This is a genomic window from Parasynechococcus sp., from assembly GCF_045559935.1.
GTDB lineage: Bacteria > Cyanobacteriota > Cyanobacteriia > PCC-6307 > Cyanobiaceae > Parasynechococcus.
Genome location: NZ_JBJLJL010000008.1, coordinates 503811 through 518389, shown reverse-complemented (window position 1 = coordinate 518389; position 14579 = coordinate 503811). Strand labels below are relative to the sequence as shown.

Below are 14579 nucleotides of genomic sequence, written 5' to 3'. Positions count from 1 at the left end.
TCCCGCGCTGAAACCGCTGGTTAAAGTCTCAAAGGTTTTTTCCTGACCATGCTGAAGGCCCTGCGACGCCTGGCCGTCATCTGCCTCTGCGTCACGTTGAGCCTGGGTCTGTTGGCCCCGGCTTCTGTCAACGCCGCCGGCATCAAACCTGACGATCTGGCGGTGATCCGCCGTCAGGCCGCTGCGTTCGAAGCCACCAAGTCGCGTCTTCCGGATCTGGCCCGGTTGGTGAGCGCCGAGGACTGGGTCTTCACCCGCAACCTTCTGCATGGACCGATGCAGGAGGTGGGCCGCGAAATGCTCTACATCAATCAGCGTCTGGATCGGTCTGAGCGCAAGGATGCAGACAAGATCGCCCGCAAGCTGAAGGAAGCCCTGGCTGATCTTGATGAAGCCGCACGTCTGCAGGATGGATCCCGCCTTCAGCGCTCTTACAGCGCCCTGGCAGCCAGCTTCGACGCCTACTCCGATGTGATCCCGGCCGAGGCCTTCAGCTGAACCGAACGATTGCCGTTGTCGGTGCCGGCGTTGTCGGCGCCGGCGTGGCCTGGCACCTGGCACGACAAGGCCACCGGATCACACTGATCGATCCAGGCCTTGATGAACCGCTCGAACGCACCAGCGGTGACGGGAACCATCTGACGGGAACCCGTGCATCGCTGGGCGTTCTCATGGGAAACGTGTTCCGGCGTTCGAGTGGTCGCGGTTGGCGGCTCCGGCAGAGAAGCATGGCGCTCTGGCCCTCGTGGGTCTGCGCACTGCAGCGGCAGGAACCGGAACTGATCCTGGAGACACCGCTGCTGCAGCTCGCAGACGGTGATGAAACGCTCGGCCGCATGCGGAAGCTTGCCGACACCAGGTCAGCCTGCGGACTCTCCCTGCTTGAGCGGCACCAGCTGCAGGCCGTCTGGCCAGGCGTCACCCATGGGGGACTGCTCTCGGAACGGGATGGACGCATCAACCCGCTGGTGCTGCTGAAAGCTCTGCGAAAGGCCCTCGCCGATCTGCCGGTGACTGGGGTGGCCGCTGCTGTGGAGACGATCCGTCGCGCCAAGCCCGGACAAGGAGGTGGCTGGCGGCTGGGCTGCCATGACGGGAGTTGCCTGCATCAGGACACCGTCGTGATCTGCGCGGCGCTGAACAGTCCTGCTCTCCTGGAGCCACTGGGCCATCCACGCCCGATGCAGCCGGTGCTCGGACAGGCTCTGAGACTGGAGATCACATCCGGGCCGACGGACTGGATGAGCTGGCCAGCCGTCCTGGTGCATCGGGGATACAACCTGATTCCCGATGGACACGGTCATGTGCTGCTCGGCGCCACCGTGGAACCCGGCGAGCGATCAGAGCCGGAACCGCTGCAACTGATGCGCCATCTCGAAGACTCAGCACCCGAGTGGCTGCGAAACGCCAAGGTGCTGGAACACTGGAGCGGACTGCGGGCCCGACCGGTGGAGCGACCGGCACCCTTGCTGGAACGGCTGGAACCAGGGCTGCTGCTGGCGACCGGCCACTACAGAAACGGTGTTCTGCTGACACCTGCCACCGCGGAATGGGTCGAACAGCACCTGGAAGATTCGGTATCAATGATTACCAGGTCTTAAATCAGCCTTGGACTCGCCTGCATAGCTTCCGGAAGGTTCAACCTCTGTACCCACATCGGATTCATGCGTCGTTCCAACATCTTCAAAAGTCTTGCGGCCACTGCCGGCATCACCGCCACCGTGACGCTCGCCGGCTGTGGCGGTGGCACCGGTGGAGGAGGGGGTGACCAGGTCACAGGCAAGCTCAATGGCGCCGGTGCCTCGTTCCCCGCGGCCATTTATCAGCGCTGGTTCCAGGAGCTCCAGCCCGAGGGCGTGGCGGTCAACTACCAGTCGGTTGGCTCCGGCGCCGGAGTGCGGCAGTTCACGGCCGGAACCGTGGATTTCGGTGCATCCGACAAGCCGATGAAAAAGGATGAGATCGCCAAGGTGAGCCGTGGTGTGCTGCAGATCCCGATGACGGCCGGAGCCATCGCAGTCGCTTACAACCTCGACGGATGCGATCTGAAACTGAGCCAGGACCAGCTGGCCGGAATCTTCCTCGGCAAGGTCAAGAACTTCAACGAGCTGGGCTGCGCTGATCAGGCGATCACCGTGGTCCGTCGCTCCGACGGTTCCGGCACCACGTACAACTTCACCAAGCATCTCTCCGCCATCAACGAGGAGTGGAAGACCAAGATCGGTGCTGCGAAGGCCGTCAAATGGCCCACGGGCGTCGGCTCGAAAGGGAATGAAGGCGTTGCCGCCCAGCTGAATCAGATCAAGGGTGGAGTGGGTTATGTGGAAGCCGCCTATGTGAAGGGCAAGCTTCAGGCCGCCGCCGTCACCAATGCCTCCGGTGAGCAGGTGAAGCCCACCAATGAAACGGAAAGCGCCGCTCTCGACTCCATCGACATCGGCCCGGAGCTCATCGGTGGCAACCCGAATCCACCCCAGGGTTACCCGATCGTCACCTTCACCTGGGTGCTGGCCTACGAAACGGGCAACGGCGGCAAGACCGCCGCTCTGAAGAAGGCCTTCGAGTTCATGCTGTCCGAGAAAGCTCAGGCACAGGCCCCTGATCTCGGCTACGTCACCCTGCCCAAGGGTGTGGTGGAGAAGTCCCTGGCTGCGGTCGAGAAGATCACTGAGTGATCACAACCGTCAAGCGATTGCGGGCAACAAAAAAGGGGGCCGATCGGCCCCCTTTTCAATGGTCACGGCTCAGCCGATCACTTGGATTCCGTGAATTCAGCGTCGATCACATCATCACTGGCACCGGTGCTGCCGGCGGCACCATTGCCTGGGTCAGCCTCACCATCGGGTGATGCGCCCGCTTCAGCACCAGCCTGCTGATAGACGGAGGCTCCAACGGTGTAGAGCTCCTGCTGCAGTTCCTCCAGCAGGGTCTTCATCGCGTCGTAATCCTCGGCATTGACAGCGTCCTGAAGCTTGGTGCGCTTCTCCTCCACCTTGGTCTTGGCGTCGGCATCGACCTTGTCACCAAGCTCACTGAGCTGCTTCTCGGCCTGATAGACGAGTGTCTCGGCCTGGTTCTTGAGGTCGATCTTTTCGCGCTTCTCCTTGTCAGCGCTGGCGTTGGCCTCGGCGTCCTTCACCATCTTGTCCACCTCGGAATCCGAGAGGGTCGAGGCGCCGGTGATCGAGATGGATTGCTCCTTGCCGCTGCCCTTGTCCTTGGCGGTGACGCTGAGGATGCCGTTGGCGTCGATGTCGAAGGTGACCTCGATCTGAGGAACACCACGGGGAGCCGGAGGAATGCCGTCGAGGCGGAAGGTTCCGAGCGACTTGTTGTCAGACGCCATCTCGCGCTCACCCTGGAGCACGTGAATCTCCACGTTGGTCTGACCATCGACCGCTGTGGAATAGGTCTCGGTCTTCTTGGTGGGAACCGTGGTGTTGCGGGTGATCATCTTGGTCATCACACCACCGAGGGTTTCCACACCCAGAGACAGAGGCGTGACATCCAGCAGCAGGATGTCCTTCACCTCACCGGCGAGCACACCTCCCTGAATGGCGGCGCCGACGGCCACCACCTCATCGGGGTTCACCGTCTGGTTGGGATCCTTGCTGGTGGTGCGCTTCACCAGTTCAAGAACAGCCGGAATGCGGGTGGAACCACCCACCATCACGATCTCGTCGAGCTCGCTGGAGGACAGCTTGGCGTCCTTGAGCGCCTGCTCCACAGGAATGCGGCAGCGGTCGATCAGGTTTGAGGCGAGCTCCTCGAACTTGGCCCGGGTGAGGGTGAGATCCAGGTGCTTCGGGCCTTCCGGGGTGGCCGTGATGAACGGCAGGTTGATCTCGCTCTGGGTGGCGTTGGACAGCTCGATCTTGGCTTTTTCAGCTGCCTCGGTGAGGCGCTGCAGAGCCTGTTTGTCCTGACGGAGGTCGATGCCTTCGTTGGATTTGAAGGTCTCGGCCAGATGATCAACAATCACCTTGTCGAAGTCATCACCGCCCAGATGCGTGTCTCCGGAGGTGGACAACACCTCAAAGACACCGTCACCAACTTCGAGCACAGACACATCGAAGGTGCCGCCGCCAAGGTCGAACACCAGGATCCGCTCGTTGCTCTTCTTGTCGAGTCCGTAGGCCAGAGCGGCAGCAGTGGGCTCGTTGATGATCCGCAGCACCTCGAGGCCGGCGATCTTGCCGGCATCCTTGGTGGCCTGGCGCTGGGAGTCGTTGAAGTAAGCGGGAACGGTGATCACCGCCTGGGTGACCGTTTCCCCGAGATACTTGCCGGCGTCCTCCGCCAGCTTGCGCAGCACCTGGGCACTCACCTCCTCAGGGGCAAACTGCTTGTCGAGAATTGGGCACTTCACCTTCACATTGGAGCCGGCCTTCTCGACGCCGTAGCTCACTTCCTTGGATTCCTCATTGACCTCATCGACGCGTCGGCCGATGAATCGCTTGACGGAATAAAAGGTGTTGTCTGGGTTCATCACCGCCTGACGTTTGGCGATCTGACCGACAAGCTGATCCTGGTTCTTGGTGTAAGCGACCACGGAGGGCGTTGTGCGGAAGCCCTCGGCGTTGGCGATGACGGTGGGCTTGCCACCCTCCATCACAGACACGCAGCTGTTCGTAGTGCCAAGGTCAATGCCGACAACCTTGCCCATCGGTGGTCACCTCCTGAAAATGCGGTTCTGAACCACGTCATCTTCTTCAGCAGAGCCCTGGACAGGCGAGGTGTGGTTCCCGAACAGGCAGGCTGGATGGGCGATCCCGCAGCACGATGATCAACGGCGGCACAGCCCTGGTGGGACTGCTCGGCAACCCGGTGCGGCATTCCCTCTCACCAGCGATGCACAACGCGGCCCTGGCTGAGCTCGGGCTGAACTGGCGCTATCTCGCTCTGCCCTGTGAACAACACCATCTCCGGGATGTGCTCGACGGACTCCACGCCGTGGGCTGCCGCGGCCTCAACGTCACCATTCCCCACAAGCAGTCCGTTGCCGGCCTGTGCCGGAAGCTGAGCCCACTGGCATGCCGTCTAGGGGCCGTGAACACCCTGATTCCTGACAGCGGAAGCAGCTGGACAGGCAGCAACACCGATGTGAACGGTTTCCTCGCCCCCCTTGAAACCCACATCGACTGGACGGGACGCCGGGCGGTGGTGGTCGGCTGCGGTGGGTCGGCCAGGGCGGTGGTGGCAGGCCTGCAGACTCTCCATCTGGCTGCGATCAGCGTGATCGGGCGGCAAACCACGACCCTTCAACCGTTTGTGGAGGATCTGAACCTGGAGGAAGCACCCCTGGACCCTCTGCTCGATTCGGACCCATCCATCGCGGACGTGGTCGCAGCCAGCGACCTGATCGTCAACACAACCCCTGTCGGCATGGCTCAGCACGGCGAAGCCGGCGCCATGCCACTGGGAGAGAGCCTCTGGAGCGGAATCAAAACCGAAGCAACGCTCTATGACCTGATCTACACCCCGCGCCCCACCGCCTGGCTGCAATGGGGCCGAAAGCGCCAGCTGCACTGCATCGATGGCCTGGAGATGCTGGTGCAGCAGGGGGCCGCTTCCCTGAGGCTCTGGAGCGGCCATGACGATGTGCCGGTGGATGCCATGCGCTCGGCAGCTGAAACCGCGCTGAAGGCCTAGCGTCGATTCAGTTCTCTTGGTGGTGTGGAGATTCCTGTCTGGCAGCGGGTGGTGGCCCCTTTGGTTTATCTGCTGCCCTGGAGCGACGCCATTCCTTTTGGAGGCCCGCTGTTCCAGCAGTACCCATGGATGCAGTGGTTCACGCTTCCCGTTCTGCCCCTGGCACTGCTCGAACGGAGCGTTCCCTTCGGACTCGGGGGCCTGCTGCTGTTCTTCGTGCTGTTTCTGGCGGTTGTTCGCAACCCGAACGTTCCCTACTTCGTGCGTTTCAACACGCTCCAGGCGCTGCTCACCGACATCATTCTCGTCGTGCTGGGCTTCGCCTTCACGATCCTGCTCCAACCCCTCGGCGGAAGCGGACTGTTGATGCGGACGCTGTCCAGCACCGTGGTGATCGCCACGTTGGCGATCCTGCTGTTCGCCCTGGCGGAGTGCCTGCGCGGCCGCGAGCCGGACCTACCGGGCATCAGCCAGGCTGTCCGCATGCAGTTGTACTGAGAAGGACACCCCGGGGGATAAGGTGTTGGATCCGTCGCTCACCGAAGTGAGCCGTCCGTCCCAGTCGGAACAGCCCATGACGCACGATCCCTATTACGAGACCATGTACATCCTCCGCCCGGACATTCCGGAGGAGGAAGTGGAGAGCCACCTCACCAAATACCGCGACATGCTCGTGGAGACGGGAGCGGAAGTGCTGGACAATCAGATGCGCGGCAAGCGCCGTCTGGCCTACCCGATCAACAAGCACAAAGAAGGGATCTATGTGCAGCTGAGCCACAACGGTGACGGTCAGCAGGTGGCTGTGCTCGAGAAGGCGATGCGCCTCAGTGAGGATGTGATCCGCTATCTCACCGTGAAGCAGGAAGGCCCGTTGCCGGCACCGCGTGTCATGCCGGGCAGCGAAGCGCCTGCTCAGCCGCAGGAACAACAGCAGGCATCGGAAGCACCTGCGGGAACAGCCGGCTGAGCGGTTGTGCGGTCCATGGGCGAGCGATAGCGTCCGCCCATGGACTCTTCAGATGACCAGCATCAGGCTCCCGAGCCGCGATGGATCGCCTCGGTCTCGGACGTCAACGAGCGCGATGTGAACACCCTTCAGCGTCGAGTCTCTGAACTTGAGGAACAGGTGCGCACCTACGAAGCGCTTCTGGAGGATTTACCTGATCTGTTCGAACGCAAATTCCAGCAGCGGCTGGAGCCACTGCTGGAGCGCTATCGATTGCTGGCCAGTGAGGGTTCGGAGCTGAGGGCCGGTCAGCCCCCCCTGGTGCAGGCGGAGAGCCCCAACATTCTTCGCTTCCCAATGCTGCGAATTCCTGCCCTGCTGCAACGACGGAAATCAGCCTGATCTGCGCTGCGAGGCCGCCCAGAGACGGGTTGGCAGTCCCCAGACGTAGATGAATCCCTCCGCAGCTCGATGATCAAAACGATCCTCACTGCCGTAGGAGGCCATCTCCGGCACATAGAGGCTGGACTCCGTTGAGCCACGGCCGATCACCGTGGCCGTGCCCTTGAGCAGCCGCAGCCGCACCACACCATTGACGTGGGTCTGCGTGCGATCCATGAACCCATCGAGAGCATCCTTCAGCGGACCGAACCAGAGACCCTGGTAAACGAGATCAGCCCACTGACTTTCCAGCTGTCGCTTGCTGCGCAGCACATCCGCCGCCAGCGTCAGGCTCTCCAGCTCCTGATGAGCCTGGATCAGCAGCAGCAAGCCCGGAGTTTCATAGATCTCCCTGGATTTGATCCCGACCACCCGGTTCTCGATCATGTCCAGTCGACCGATGCCGTGGCGGCCTGCCAGGCGATTGGCTTCGCGGATCATGGCCACGGGATCGAGGCTCGTTCCGTTGATCGCCACGGGATCGCCGGCTTCAAAACGGATCTCGATCTCCTCGGCCACATCCGGAGCATCAGCGACGGATACCGTCATCGCGAACACCTCTTCCGGAGGGGCGACCATCGGATCTTCCAGAGGACCAGCCTCGATGCTGCGGCCCAGCAGGTTCAGATCGATGGAATAGGGCGATTTCTTGCTCACAGGTGAGGGAATGCCGCAGCGCTCGCCGTAGGCGATCGTCTCCTCCCGACTCATGCCCCACTCCCTGGCCGGAGTCAGGACCTTCAGATCCGGTGCCAGAGCAGCGATGGCCACATCAAATCGCACCTGGTCGTTGCCCTTGCCCGTGCATCCATGAGCGACGGCATCGGCACCGACTTCCCTGGCAACCTCAACGAGGCGTCGGGCGATCAAAGGCCTTGCCAGCGCTGTGGACAACGGATAACGCCCTTCGTAGAGAGCATTGGCCCGGATGGCAGGAAACGCGAATTCCTCGATGAACGGCTGGATCAGATCACCGACGAAGGACTGACTGGCGCCGGCATCGAGAGCCTTGAGGCGGATCGGCTCCAGTTCATCGCCCTGTCCGAGATCAGCGGCAAAGGTGATCACCTCCTCGACACCCCATTCCCGCTTCAGATATGGAATGCAGACACTGGTATCGACACCGCCTGAGTAGGCGAGCACCACCTTGTTCGCGCGGCCCATCAATGGGTCTCCTGATCACAATCGACTGATTCTCCCCTCCCGTCGATCAGCAGCCACATCCCCAGAACCAGAGCCGGTGCGAACACAACCGCCAGAACCACTCCGGATGGCGCCTGGAGAGGCTCTGGATGGGATTCACCCCAACGGCGCAGGGCGTAGCTCAAAGCGGCCGCGGCGCCCCAGCAGATGGTCATCACCAGAGGTTTGTTCACGGTGATCGGCAGGGTCATGACGTATGTTGACTGATTGGACTGTGTCCTTCACTGATGAGTGCTCTCGACAGCATCAACCCTTCCCTGACCCGCTACGGGCGCAGGGATCCGGCACCGGTGCTGCCGCTGCGAGAAGAGCCGGATCTGCTCACCTGGCTCGAAGCCAGTGGTCGTCTGGTGGCTGATGAGGAATCGAGCTCTCCTGAAGTGAGCACCGTGGAGGAGGAGGAGCTCTCCGCCCTGATGGGTGAGAAGGAGGATTACAACAACGCCGACGAACAGAACGAGGAGCAGTGGGAGGACTGAGCCGGGGGCTCTGAAGACCGGAGTGGTCGACTCCCGATCGTTCGTTTAAGGTCCCTGCGCCTGCTCAGATCGAGCCGTGTCCGCCAGCCAGGAGAACCGTTCCCATCGCTGGTGGGAGAACGGATCGCTCAGTGCGTCCCTTCTGATCGGGGTTGTTCTGGCCGCCAGCGTCGCCACCGACAAGTGGATCGCGAACGCTCAGCTGAGCCTGCCGCTGCTGATCAGCATGACCACTGCCGCACTGGTGGCAGCTGCGGGCATTCCACGGCTGCGGGCACTGAAGATGGGGCAGGTGATCCGGGAGGAGGGCCCAAAGGCCCACCTCAGCAAATCCGGCACACCCACGATGGGCGGCTTGCTGGTCGTGCCCGTGGGAGTGATCATCGGCGGCCTGATCAGTCCGGAAGGAGAGGCTTCCCAACAGCTGCTGGCCGTGGCTGCCGTGACACTCGCCTACATGGTGATCGGCGGATTCGACGACTGGCGCAGCCTCACACGACGCACCAACACCGGTCTGACGCCACGCGGAAAACTGTTTCTGCAGATGGTGGCGGCGGTCGCCTTCCTCAGCGTCGCTGCATGGCACGGCTGGATCGACAGCACGATCTCCCTGCCCCTTGGCGTGACACTTCCGCTGGGACTGCTGATCTGGCCGCTGGGGCTGTTCGTGTTCCTGGCTGAGAGCAACGCGACCAACCTGACCGATGGCCTCGATGGACTGGCCAGTGGCTGTGGTGCCCTGGTGTTCGCCGGTCTGGCCATCCAGTTGATGCTCCGAGGTCACAGCGGAGATCCCGCCATGGCGGGTTTCTGCATGGCGATGGCCGGGGCCTGGCTCGGTTTTCTGATGCACAACCGCAACCCGGCCCGGGCTTTCATGGGTGACACCGGTTCCCTTGCCATGGGAGCCGCTCTCAGCGCCGTTGCCCTGCTCACCGACAGTCTCTGGCCGCTGCTGGTGATGGGAGGAGTCTTTCTCGCCGAGTCCGTGTCCGTGATCGTGCAGGTCTGGGTGTTCAAAGCCACCAAGGGACCCGATGGCCAGGGGCGTCGCATCTTCCGGATGGCACCACTGCACCACCACTTCGAACTGGGTGGCACCAGCGAACGCACGGTGGTGCCATGCTTCTGGCTGATGACAGCGGGACTGGTGCTGCTGGGCCTGCTGTTGCGCCCCATCGGCTGAACCCTGATGCGTTATTTCACCTGGCGGGAAACAGGACTGACCACCGACTGCCCAAGCCTCGAAGCGATGGCAGCGCGCTTTGAGGAATCCGCCAGCCTGATGCGACGCATGGCAGCGGACGGTTTTCAGCTGGAACGTCATGGCTCGGAACAGCGCATCACCCATTCCGATGCCTCTGTGTTTGATGCCTGGGGATTCGTGAGTGAAGAGCCGCCGGTCCGCCAGCTCACCCTGATTCCTGATCTCGAGACCTGATGGAGAGCCTGCTCAGCACAACCGCGGAACTGCTCAGCCAGGCCGCTGCTGACCCTGACCGTGTCCTGAAGTGGGTGCTGATTTATTTCGGGATCTCCTCCCTGGGGTTCATCGCGGTCTGGTTGATTGGTGAGATCCGCAGAAACAGCAGCTCATGAGCCGATTCCCTCGCACCGTTCTGCTGCTTGGAAGCGGAGAGCTTGGGAAGGAGGTTGCGATCGCGGCCCAGCGACTCGGTTGTCGGGTGATCGCCTGCGACCGCTATGCCGATGCTCCGGCGATGCAGGTGTCGGATGTGGCCGAAGTGCTGACGATGACGGATGCGGACAATCTGCTGAAGGTGATCCGCAGACATCGACCGGATGTGGTGATCCCGGAGATCGAAGCCCTGGCCGTGGCGGCCCTGGCTGAGCTGGAACAGGAGGGCACCACGGTGATCCCCACGGCCAGAGCCACCGCTGTGACGATGAACCGGGACAGAATCCGTGATCTCGCCGCTGGAGAACTGGCTTTGCGGACAGCGCGATTCGCCTACGCGTCCAGCGCCGAAGAGCTGGTGAAGGTCTCGGAGCCACTGGGCTGGCCCGTGGTCGTGAAGCCCGTGATGAGCTCCTCCGGGAAAGGTCAGAGCGTGGTGAGCAGCGCCGATGGGCTGCAGGAGGCGTGGAACGCGGCCCTCAGCGGTGCCCGGGGCACCTCGACCCGGGTGATCGTCGAGGAGTTCCTGCAGTTTGATCTGGAGATCACCCTGCTGACCGTGCGTCAGCAGAACGGAGACACGCTCTTCTGTGCACCGATCGGCCATGAACAGAAGAACGGGGACTATCAGTGCAGCTGGCAACCGGCTGAACTGAATGACCGACAGCTTCAGCAGGCCCAGGCCATGGCCCGCACCGTGACCGACAACCTCGGTGGAGTGGGGCTGTTCGGCGTCGAATTCTTTCTGTGCGGCGATGAAGTGATCTTCTCCGAACTGTCACCTCGACCCCACGACACCGGACTGGTGACTCTGATCAGCCAGAACATGAGTGAATTCGAGCTGCACCTGCGCGCTGTGCTGAATCTGCCGATCCCTGCCCTGAGAACGGCGGATGCCGCGGCCAGCCGCGTGATCCTTGCCGATCAACCGTTGGAATCCGTGAGTTACGACGGCATCAACGAAGCACTCCGGGAGGACGACACCCAGGTGTTGCTGTTCGGCAAACCGGATGCACGGGCCGGACGCCGGATGGGGGTGGCGCTGGCACGCGGGGAACATCTCGCCGAGGCTCGCAGCAAGGCTGATCGAGCCGCAGGCTGCGTGAAGGTACTGCCGGGAGTCAACAGCTGATCAGAGGGCGCGCAGGCGTTGTCCGACTCCTTCGTGGAGCTCGCCGGACCCTTGGAACCCGGTCGGCTGTGGCGTCCATCAGAGCCAGATAGTGACGGACATGGGCGCCCCAGCTGAAGTGCCGATTGACTGCCTCCACACCGTTGTCGCTCCAGCGTCTCCAGAGATCACCGGCTCTGGCCGCCTGCTCCAATCCCCTTCGGAGACCCCCGGGCTCGGTCACATCCACCAGAAGCCCGTTGCCGCAACGGGCCTGAATGTCCTGGGGTCCCCCATCATCCGTCGCCACCATGGGCAACCCACAGGCAGCGGCCTCGAGCAACGTGAGTCCGAAGGGTTCCGTGAGAGCCGGGTTGACGAACAGGCCCTGACGGCGGGCCGCCCAGCGGTACATCGCAGGAATGTGGTCACGCCGATGCTGTTTCGGGTAGGCGATCGTGCCGTAGAGATTGTGATGATCCACCAGCTCGAACACCTGCTGGAACACCTCGCGTTGCTGTTCGGCCAACTGGCGAGGGTCATCCCGGCATCCGAGCACCAGCACAAGATTGAACTGCTGACGCAGAGCGGCTGACTGACCGAACGCATCAACAAGAGCGGGGATGTTCTTGCGACGGACCGCCCGTGAAATGGCCAGCAGAGGAGGTTTGGAGGGATCCCGCAGGAAGGGATGCAGCAGCTGATTCAGCTCGGCCTTTTCCGAGAACGTGGCGGAGGGATGAAAACGACTCGAATCCACACCCGGTGGAACCACATGGGCACGCTGCAGCTGGAAACTGCTGTACCGGGAGTACTGCTTCTCCGCTTCCTGACGGGTGCTAGTGATGATCAGATCTGCCTGTGCGAGTGCCCGCTCCTCAGCGTCGATGCGGGCACTCATGGCATAGGAACGTTCCATCTGCAGCAGGTCGCCCCCGGCAGCCAGAAGTCTCCGCTGCTTTTCGCGACCGAGGGAATGACCTGTGAAAACGAGGGGGATGCCCAACCGCTCGCTGACCAGGGAGCCCACAAGGCCGGCATCGGCGTAATGAGCGTGAATCCAGTCGACCATCTGACCGGGCTGACGCAGATGATCGACAAGCCGATCAACCAGCTGCATCAGATGCGGCCAGAGCCGTTCCTTTCGCAGGTATCGATCTGGACCGAAACGGAAACGCAGAATGCGGGCCCCGGAAGCGATGGGTTCCTCAGGAACGGCATAGTCACTCGAAACCTGGGGGTCCTTGATCAGCCGGGTGACCACATCGACCTGATCGACATCCGTTTGCCGCGCCAGATGCTTGACAAGCTCGAGGACGTACAGGGTCTGCCCGCCTGTGTCGGCATCACGCCCAAGCTCCAGCTCATGGGAACGGAACAGGCCATGCAGGTGCAGATGCAACAGACGCAGACCCATTCGTGGCATCAACAGACAGCAAAAGCCTGGGAGGGCTTCTTTTTTGTTTAGAGAAACAAAGAGCCTGAGAAGATGAAAAAAAGATTAGAAAACAAGTACTGCTGCCGGGTCAGACCCACAGATGGTTGACCTGGACAGAGATGTCGCCCCTTTCGAGACATCCCTGGATGCGACGAATTTGTAAACAGACAGCAATCTCAGAGACGGTCACTGACATCAACCAGACGCTGCTCCGGATCACCCCAACCACCACCGGAGAATGTGACGGAACCGGACACATCGAGCTGCTCGTTGAGCCAGGCGAGCAGAAGGGCACCGATCGCCGCCGGTTGCGGATCACCCCTGAAACTGCGGGGCGTGAAGTGATTGGCCCGGTCGTAGAGCACCAGACGATGTCCATGGCGTGCTGCCTTCGTCTCTCGCATCGGCGAGATCGCCTCCGGACCGGATGGAACGACCCAGTCAGCGGTGCCGCTGATCAGAAGCACCTTTCCGCTGAGGCTCCTGGAACTGGCGGGATCGAACAGCAGACGCAACGGGGGACTGACGGACACCACAGCACGCACACGCGGATCGGCTGCTCCCGCCTCTCGGATGGTGGACAACCAGCTGCACTGCAGCACCCAGCTCATGTTCCCCTCTGAATCCTCCAGATCACTGCAGCGGGAAAGCATCTTTCGATCGGTTGGATCGGCACCGGCAAGCTGAAGAACCGTGGTGCCGCCCCAGGAATGTCCGATCGCAGCCACCGCGTCGGTATTGAGCGACTGATTGCGCAGGATGCGACCTGAAGCAACGGCATCGATCAGAGCGGAGACATCGCGGGGACGTCTGGTCAACTCCTCCGGATCCGGGGGGGGGCGGTCCCCAGACAGCATCGCCTTCTGCTGCTCGAAATCACTGCCTGGATGATCGGGAAGAAGCACGGTGTAACCCGCCGAAGCAAGCACCTCCCCCCAGCCTTCAAACGATTCGGGATCATCCCAGAGTCCGTGGGAGATCACAGCCAGGCGTCCATTCGAATTCCGCTGCGGCTCCAGAACCAGCGTTCGCAGCGGTTCCTGCCGATGGGGCACCGACACCTGAATCTCCCGACGGGACCAGGCGCCCCTCAGCCGGGCCTGCAACGAAGAATTGAACGGCTCGACCGGTGCGGCCTTCACCAGACTGCGACCCTGTTCCGTGTTACGGATCAGTCGGGAGGCGATGAAAGCGACCCTCGAGATGTCGATGGTGGCCGTTTCCCCTGGCATTTCACGCAGCAGCCCGAGCACAGTCGCCTGCCCATTGCGTTCCGCCCGGATCAGCGCATCGGTGAGCATCCGTCCGGAGGTGTCTGCCTCGACCCCTTCGAGCTGCACCAGAGCAACGGCGGACTGGAGGACCTGCTCAAGCAGTGGCTGACCGGTTGATCCCTCCAGAAACGAACGCGTCTCAGGGGGAAGCGGTGCAAGAAAAATCCCCTCCAGCAGGTTGGACAGCCTGTCGCCGCTCGCAGCCCTCAGATCCTCGAGATCCGGACTGGACCGCAACAGTTGATCGACCGTCTCGGCTTCCCCCAGATTGATCGTGATGCTGGTTTCCAGGAACGGCATCCGCAGAACCAACCGCTCGAGGGCGGACGCAGGAGTTCCGACACCCGTCAGGGCAAGTCCCGCCATCAGGGACACCAGACGCGATCGCGGGCATCG

16 protein-coding genes and 1 pseudogene are annotated in these 14579 nt (G+C 62.2%); 12 read left to right on the top strand and 5 right to left on the bottom strand.

Features of this window, described 5'->3' with window-relative positions:
- The first annotated feature begins 48 nt into the window (after window positions 1-48).
- The 3 genes from psbQ to pstS all read left to right on the top strand — a co-directional run bounded on the left by psbQ (window position 49) and on the right by pstS (window position 2675).
- On the top strand, window positions 49-498 hold the full coding sequence (psbQ, locus tag ACJ0G7_RS07220; RefSeq protein ID WP_043693881.1) for a photosystem II protein PsbQ: 450 nt from the start codon (window positions 49-51) through the stop codon (window positions 496-498).
- A 44-nt stretch (window positions 499-542) separates the two neighbouring features.
- Complete coding sequence (locus tag ACJ0G7_RS07215; protein ID WP_407395544.1) at window positions 543-1601, top strand: NAD(P)/FAD-dependent oxidoreductase; 1059 nt, start codon at window positions 543-545, stop codon at window positions 1599-1601.
- Window positions 1602-1664: 63 nt separating this feature from the next.
- Window positions 1665-2675, top strand: a complete 1011-nt coding sequence (gene pstS / locus ACJ0G7_RS07210) for a phosphate ABC transporter substrate-binding protein PstS (protein WP_043693887.1) — start codon at window positions 1665-1667, stop codon at window positions 2673-2675.
- A 77-nt stretch (window positions 2676-2752) separates the two neighbouring features.
- On the opposite strand, the gene dnaK is transcribed toward pstS, so the two are convergent.
- Complete coding sequence (gene dnaK / locus ACJ0G7_RS07205) at window positions 2753-4666, bottom strand: molecular chaperone DnaK (protein ID WP_043693889.1); 1914 nt, start codon at window positions 4664-4666, stop codon at window positions 2753-2755.
- A 116-nt stretch (window positions 4667-4782) separates the two neighbouring features.
- Between dnaK and ACJ0G7_RS07200 the strand changes: the two genes are divergently transcribed.
- The 4 genes from ACJ0G7_RS07200 to ACJ0G7_RS07185 all read left to right on the top strand — a co-directional run bounded on the left by ACJ0G7_RS07200 (window position 4783) and on the right by ACJ0G7_RS07185 (window position 7000).
- The gene (locus ACJ0G7_RS07200) at window positions 4783-5652 is read left to right on the top strand and encodes a shikimate dehydrogenase (RefSeq protein ID WP_407395543.1); all 870 of its coding nucleotides are present in this window, start codon (window positions 4783-4785) and stop codon (window positions 5650-5652) included.
- A 24-nt stretch (window positions 5653-5676) separates the two neighbouring features.
- Window positions 5677-6150, top strand: coding sequence for a Tic20 family protein (locus ACJ0G7_RS07195; RefSeq protein WP_186484498.1), 474 nt, complete (start codon window positions 5677-5679; stop codon window positions 6148-6150).
- Between the two features lie 76 nt (window positions 6151-6226).
- A complete protein-coding gene (rpsF, locus tag ACJ0G7_RS07190; RefSeq protein WP_043697139.1) occupies window positions 6227-6619 on the top strand; it encodes a 30S ribosomal protein S6 in 393 nt (130 codons plus the stop codon).
- A gap of 39 nt (window positions 6620-6658) precedes the next feature.
- The gene (locus ACJ0G7_RS07185) at window positions 6659-7000 is read left to right on the top strand and encodes a hypothetical protein (RefSeq protein WP_043693898.1); all 342 of its coding nucleotides are present in this window, start codon (window positions 6659-6661) and stop codon (window positions 6998-7000) included.
- Here ACJ0G7_RS07185 and ACJ0G7_RS07180 read toward each other — a convergent pair.
- Together ACJ0G7_RS07180 and ACJ0G7_RS07175 are read right to left on the bottom strand one after the other, a co-directional pair.
- The gene (locus ACJ0G7_RS07180; RefSeq protein ID WP_186484499.1) at window positions 6992-8203 is read right to left on the bottom strand and encodes an argininosuccinate synthase; all 1212 of its coding nucleotides are present in this window, start codon (window positions 8201-8203) and stop codon (window positions 6992-6994) included. The two genes, ACJ0G7_RS07185 and ACJ0G7_RS07180, sit on opposite strands and share 9 nt — an antisense overlap.
- A complete protein-coding gene (locus ACJ0G7_RS07175) occupies window positions 8203-8433 on the bottom strand; it encodes a hypothetical protein (RefSeq protein ID WP_407395542.1) in 231 nt (76 codons plus the stop codon). Before ACJ0G7_RS07175 ends, ACJ0G7_RS07180 begins: the two co-directional genes overlap by 1 nt.
- A gap of 36 nt (window positions 8434-8469) precedes the next feature.
- Here ACJ0G7_RS07175 and ACJ0G7_RS07170 point away from each other — a divergent pair, with 36 nt between their 5' ends.
- The 5 genes from ACJ0G7_RS07170 to purT all read left to right on the top strand — a co-directional run bounded on the left by ACJ0G7_RS07170 (window position 8470) and on the right by purT (window position 11492).
- Window positions 8470-8721: a DUF3134 domain-containing protein gene (locus ACJ0G7_RS07170; RefSeq protein ID WP_043693904.1), complete on the top strand. Its 252-nt coding sequence runs from the start codon at window positions 8470-8472 to the stop codon at window positions 8719-8721.
- Between the two features lie 76 nt (window positions 8722-8797).
- Window positions 8798-9907 (top strand): phospho-N-acetylmuramoyl-pentapeptide-transferase, encoded by a 1110-nt coding sequence (mraY, locus tag ACJ0G7_RS07165; RefSeq protein ID WP_043693907.1) that lies wholly within the window; start codon window positions 8798-8800, stop codon window positions 9905-9907.
- 6 nt (window positions 9908-9913) lie between these two features.
- Window positions 9914-10162, top strand: coding sequence for a hypothetical protein (locus tag ACJ0G7_RS07160; protein WP_043693910.1), 249 nt, complete (start codon window positions 9914-9916; stop codon window positions 10160-10162).
- Complete coding sequence (locus tag ACJ0G7_RS07155) at window positions 10162-10320, top strand: hypothetical protein (RefSeq protein WP_173402140.1); 159 nt, start codon at window positions 10162-10164, stop codon at window positions 10318-10320. Before ACJ0G7_RS07160 ends, ACJ0G7_RS07155 begins: the two co-directional genes overlap by 1 nt.
- Window positions 10317-11492, top strand: coding sequence for a formate-dependent phosphoribosylglycinamide formyltransferase (gene purT / locus ACJ0G7_RS07150; protein WP_407395541.1), 1176 nt, complete (start codon window positions 10317-10319; stop codon window positions 11490-11492). Before ACJ0G7_RS07155 ends, purT begins: the two co-directional genes overlap by 4 nt.
- Before the next feature lie 4 nt (window positions 11493-11496).
- Here purT and ACJ0G7_RS07145 read toward each other — a convergent pair.
- Window positions 11497-12888 (bottom strand): annotated as a pseudogene (locus ACJ0G7_RS07145) (glycosyltransferase); the annotation flags it as partial.
- A gap of 197 nt (window positions 12889-13085) precedes the next feature.
- Window positions 13086-14549 (bottom strand): alpha/beta fold hydrolase, encoded by a 1464-nt coding sequence (locus ACJ0G7_RS07140; RefSeq protein WP_407395540.1) that lies wholly within the window; start codon window positions 14547-14549, stop codon window positions 13086-13088.
- Window positions 14550-14579 lie beyond the last annotated feature (30 nt).

Excerpts from the sequence above, each read along its gene's own strand:
- pstS (WP_043693887.1), top strand. The coding sequence starts at position 1,665 with ATGCGTCGTTCCAACATCTTCAAAAGTCTTGCGGCCACTGCCGGCATC.
- ACJ0G7_RS07180 (WP_186484499.1), bottom strand. The coding sequence starts at position 8,203 with ATGGGCCGCGCGAACAAGGTGGTGCTCGCCTACTCAGGCGGTGTCGAT.
- ACJ0G7_RS07140 (WP_407395540.1), bottom strand. The coding sequence starts at position 14,549 with ATGGCGGGACTTGCCCTGACGGGTGTCGGAACTCCTGCGTCCGCCCTC.
- ACJ0G7_RS07175 (WP_407395542.1), bottom strand. The coding sequence starts at position 8,433 with ATGACCCTGCCGATCACCGTGAACAAACCTCTGGTGATGACCATCTGC.
- ACJ0G7_RS07155 (WP_173402140.1), top strand. The coding sequence starts at position 10,162 with ATGGAGAGCCTGCTCAGCACAACCGCGGAACTGCTCAGCCAGGCCGCT.
- purT (WP_407395541.1), top strand. The coding sequence starts at position 10,317 with ATGAGCCGATTCCCTCGCACCGTTCTGCTGCTTGGAAGCGGAGAGCTT.
- ACJ0G7_RS07160 (WP_043693910.1), top strand. The coding sequence starts at position 9,914 with ATGCGTTATTTCACCTGGCGGGAAACAGGACTGACCACCGACTGCCCA.
- dnaK (WP_043693889.1), bottom strand. The coding sequence starts at position 4,666 with ATGGGCAAGGTTGTCGGCATTGACCTTGGCACTACGAACAGCTGCGTG.
- ACJ0G7_RS07170 (WP_043693904.1), top strand. The coding sequence starts at position 8,470 with ATGAGTGCTCTCGACAGCATCAACCCTTCCCTGACCCGCTACGGGCGC.
- rpsF (WP_043697139.1), top strand. The coding sequence starts at position 6,227 with ATGACGCACGATCCCTATTACGAGACCATGTACATCCTCCGCCCGGAC.
- ACJ0G7_RS07200 (WP_407395543.1), top strand. The coding sequence starts at position 4,783 with ATGATCAACGGCGGCACAGCCCTGGTGGGACTGCTCGGCAACCCGGTG.
- psbQ (WP_043693881.1), top strand. The coding sequence starts at position 49 with ATGCTGAAGGCCCTGCGACGCCTGGCCGTCATCTGCCTCTGCGTCACG.
- ACJ0G7_RS07185 (WP_043693898.1), top strand. The coding sequence starts at position 6,659 with ATGGACTCTTCAGATGACCAGCATCAGGCTCCCGAGCCGCGATGGATC.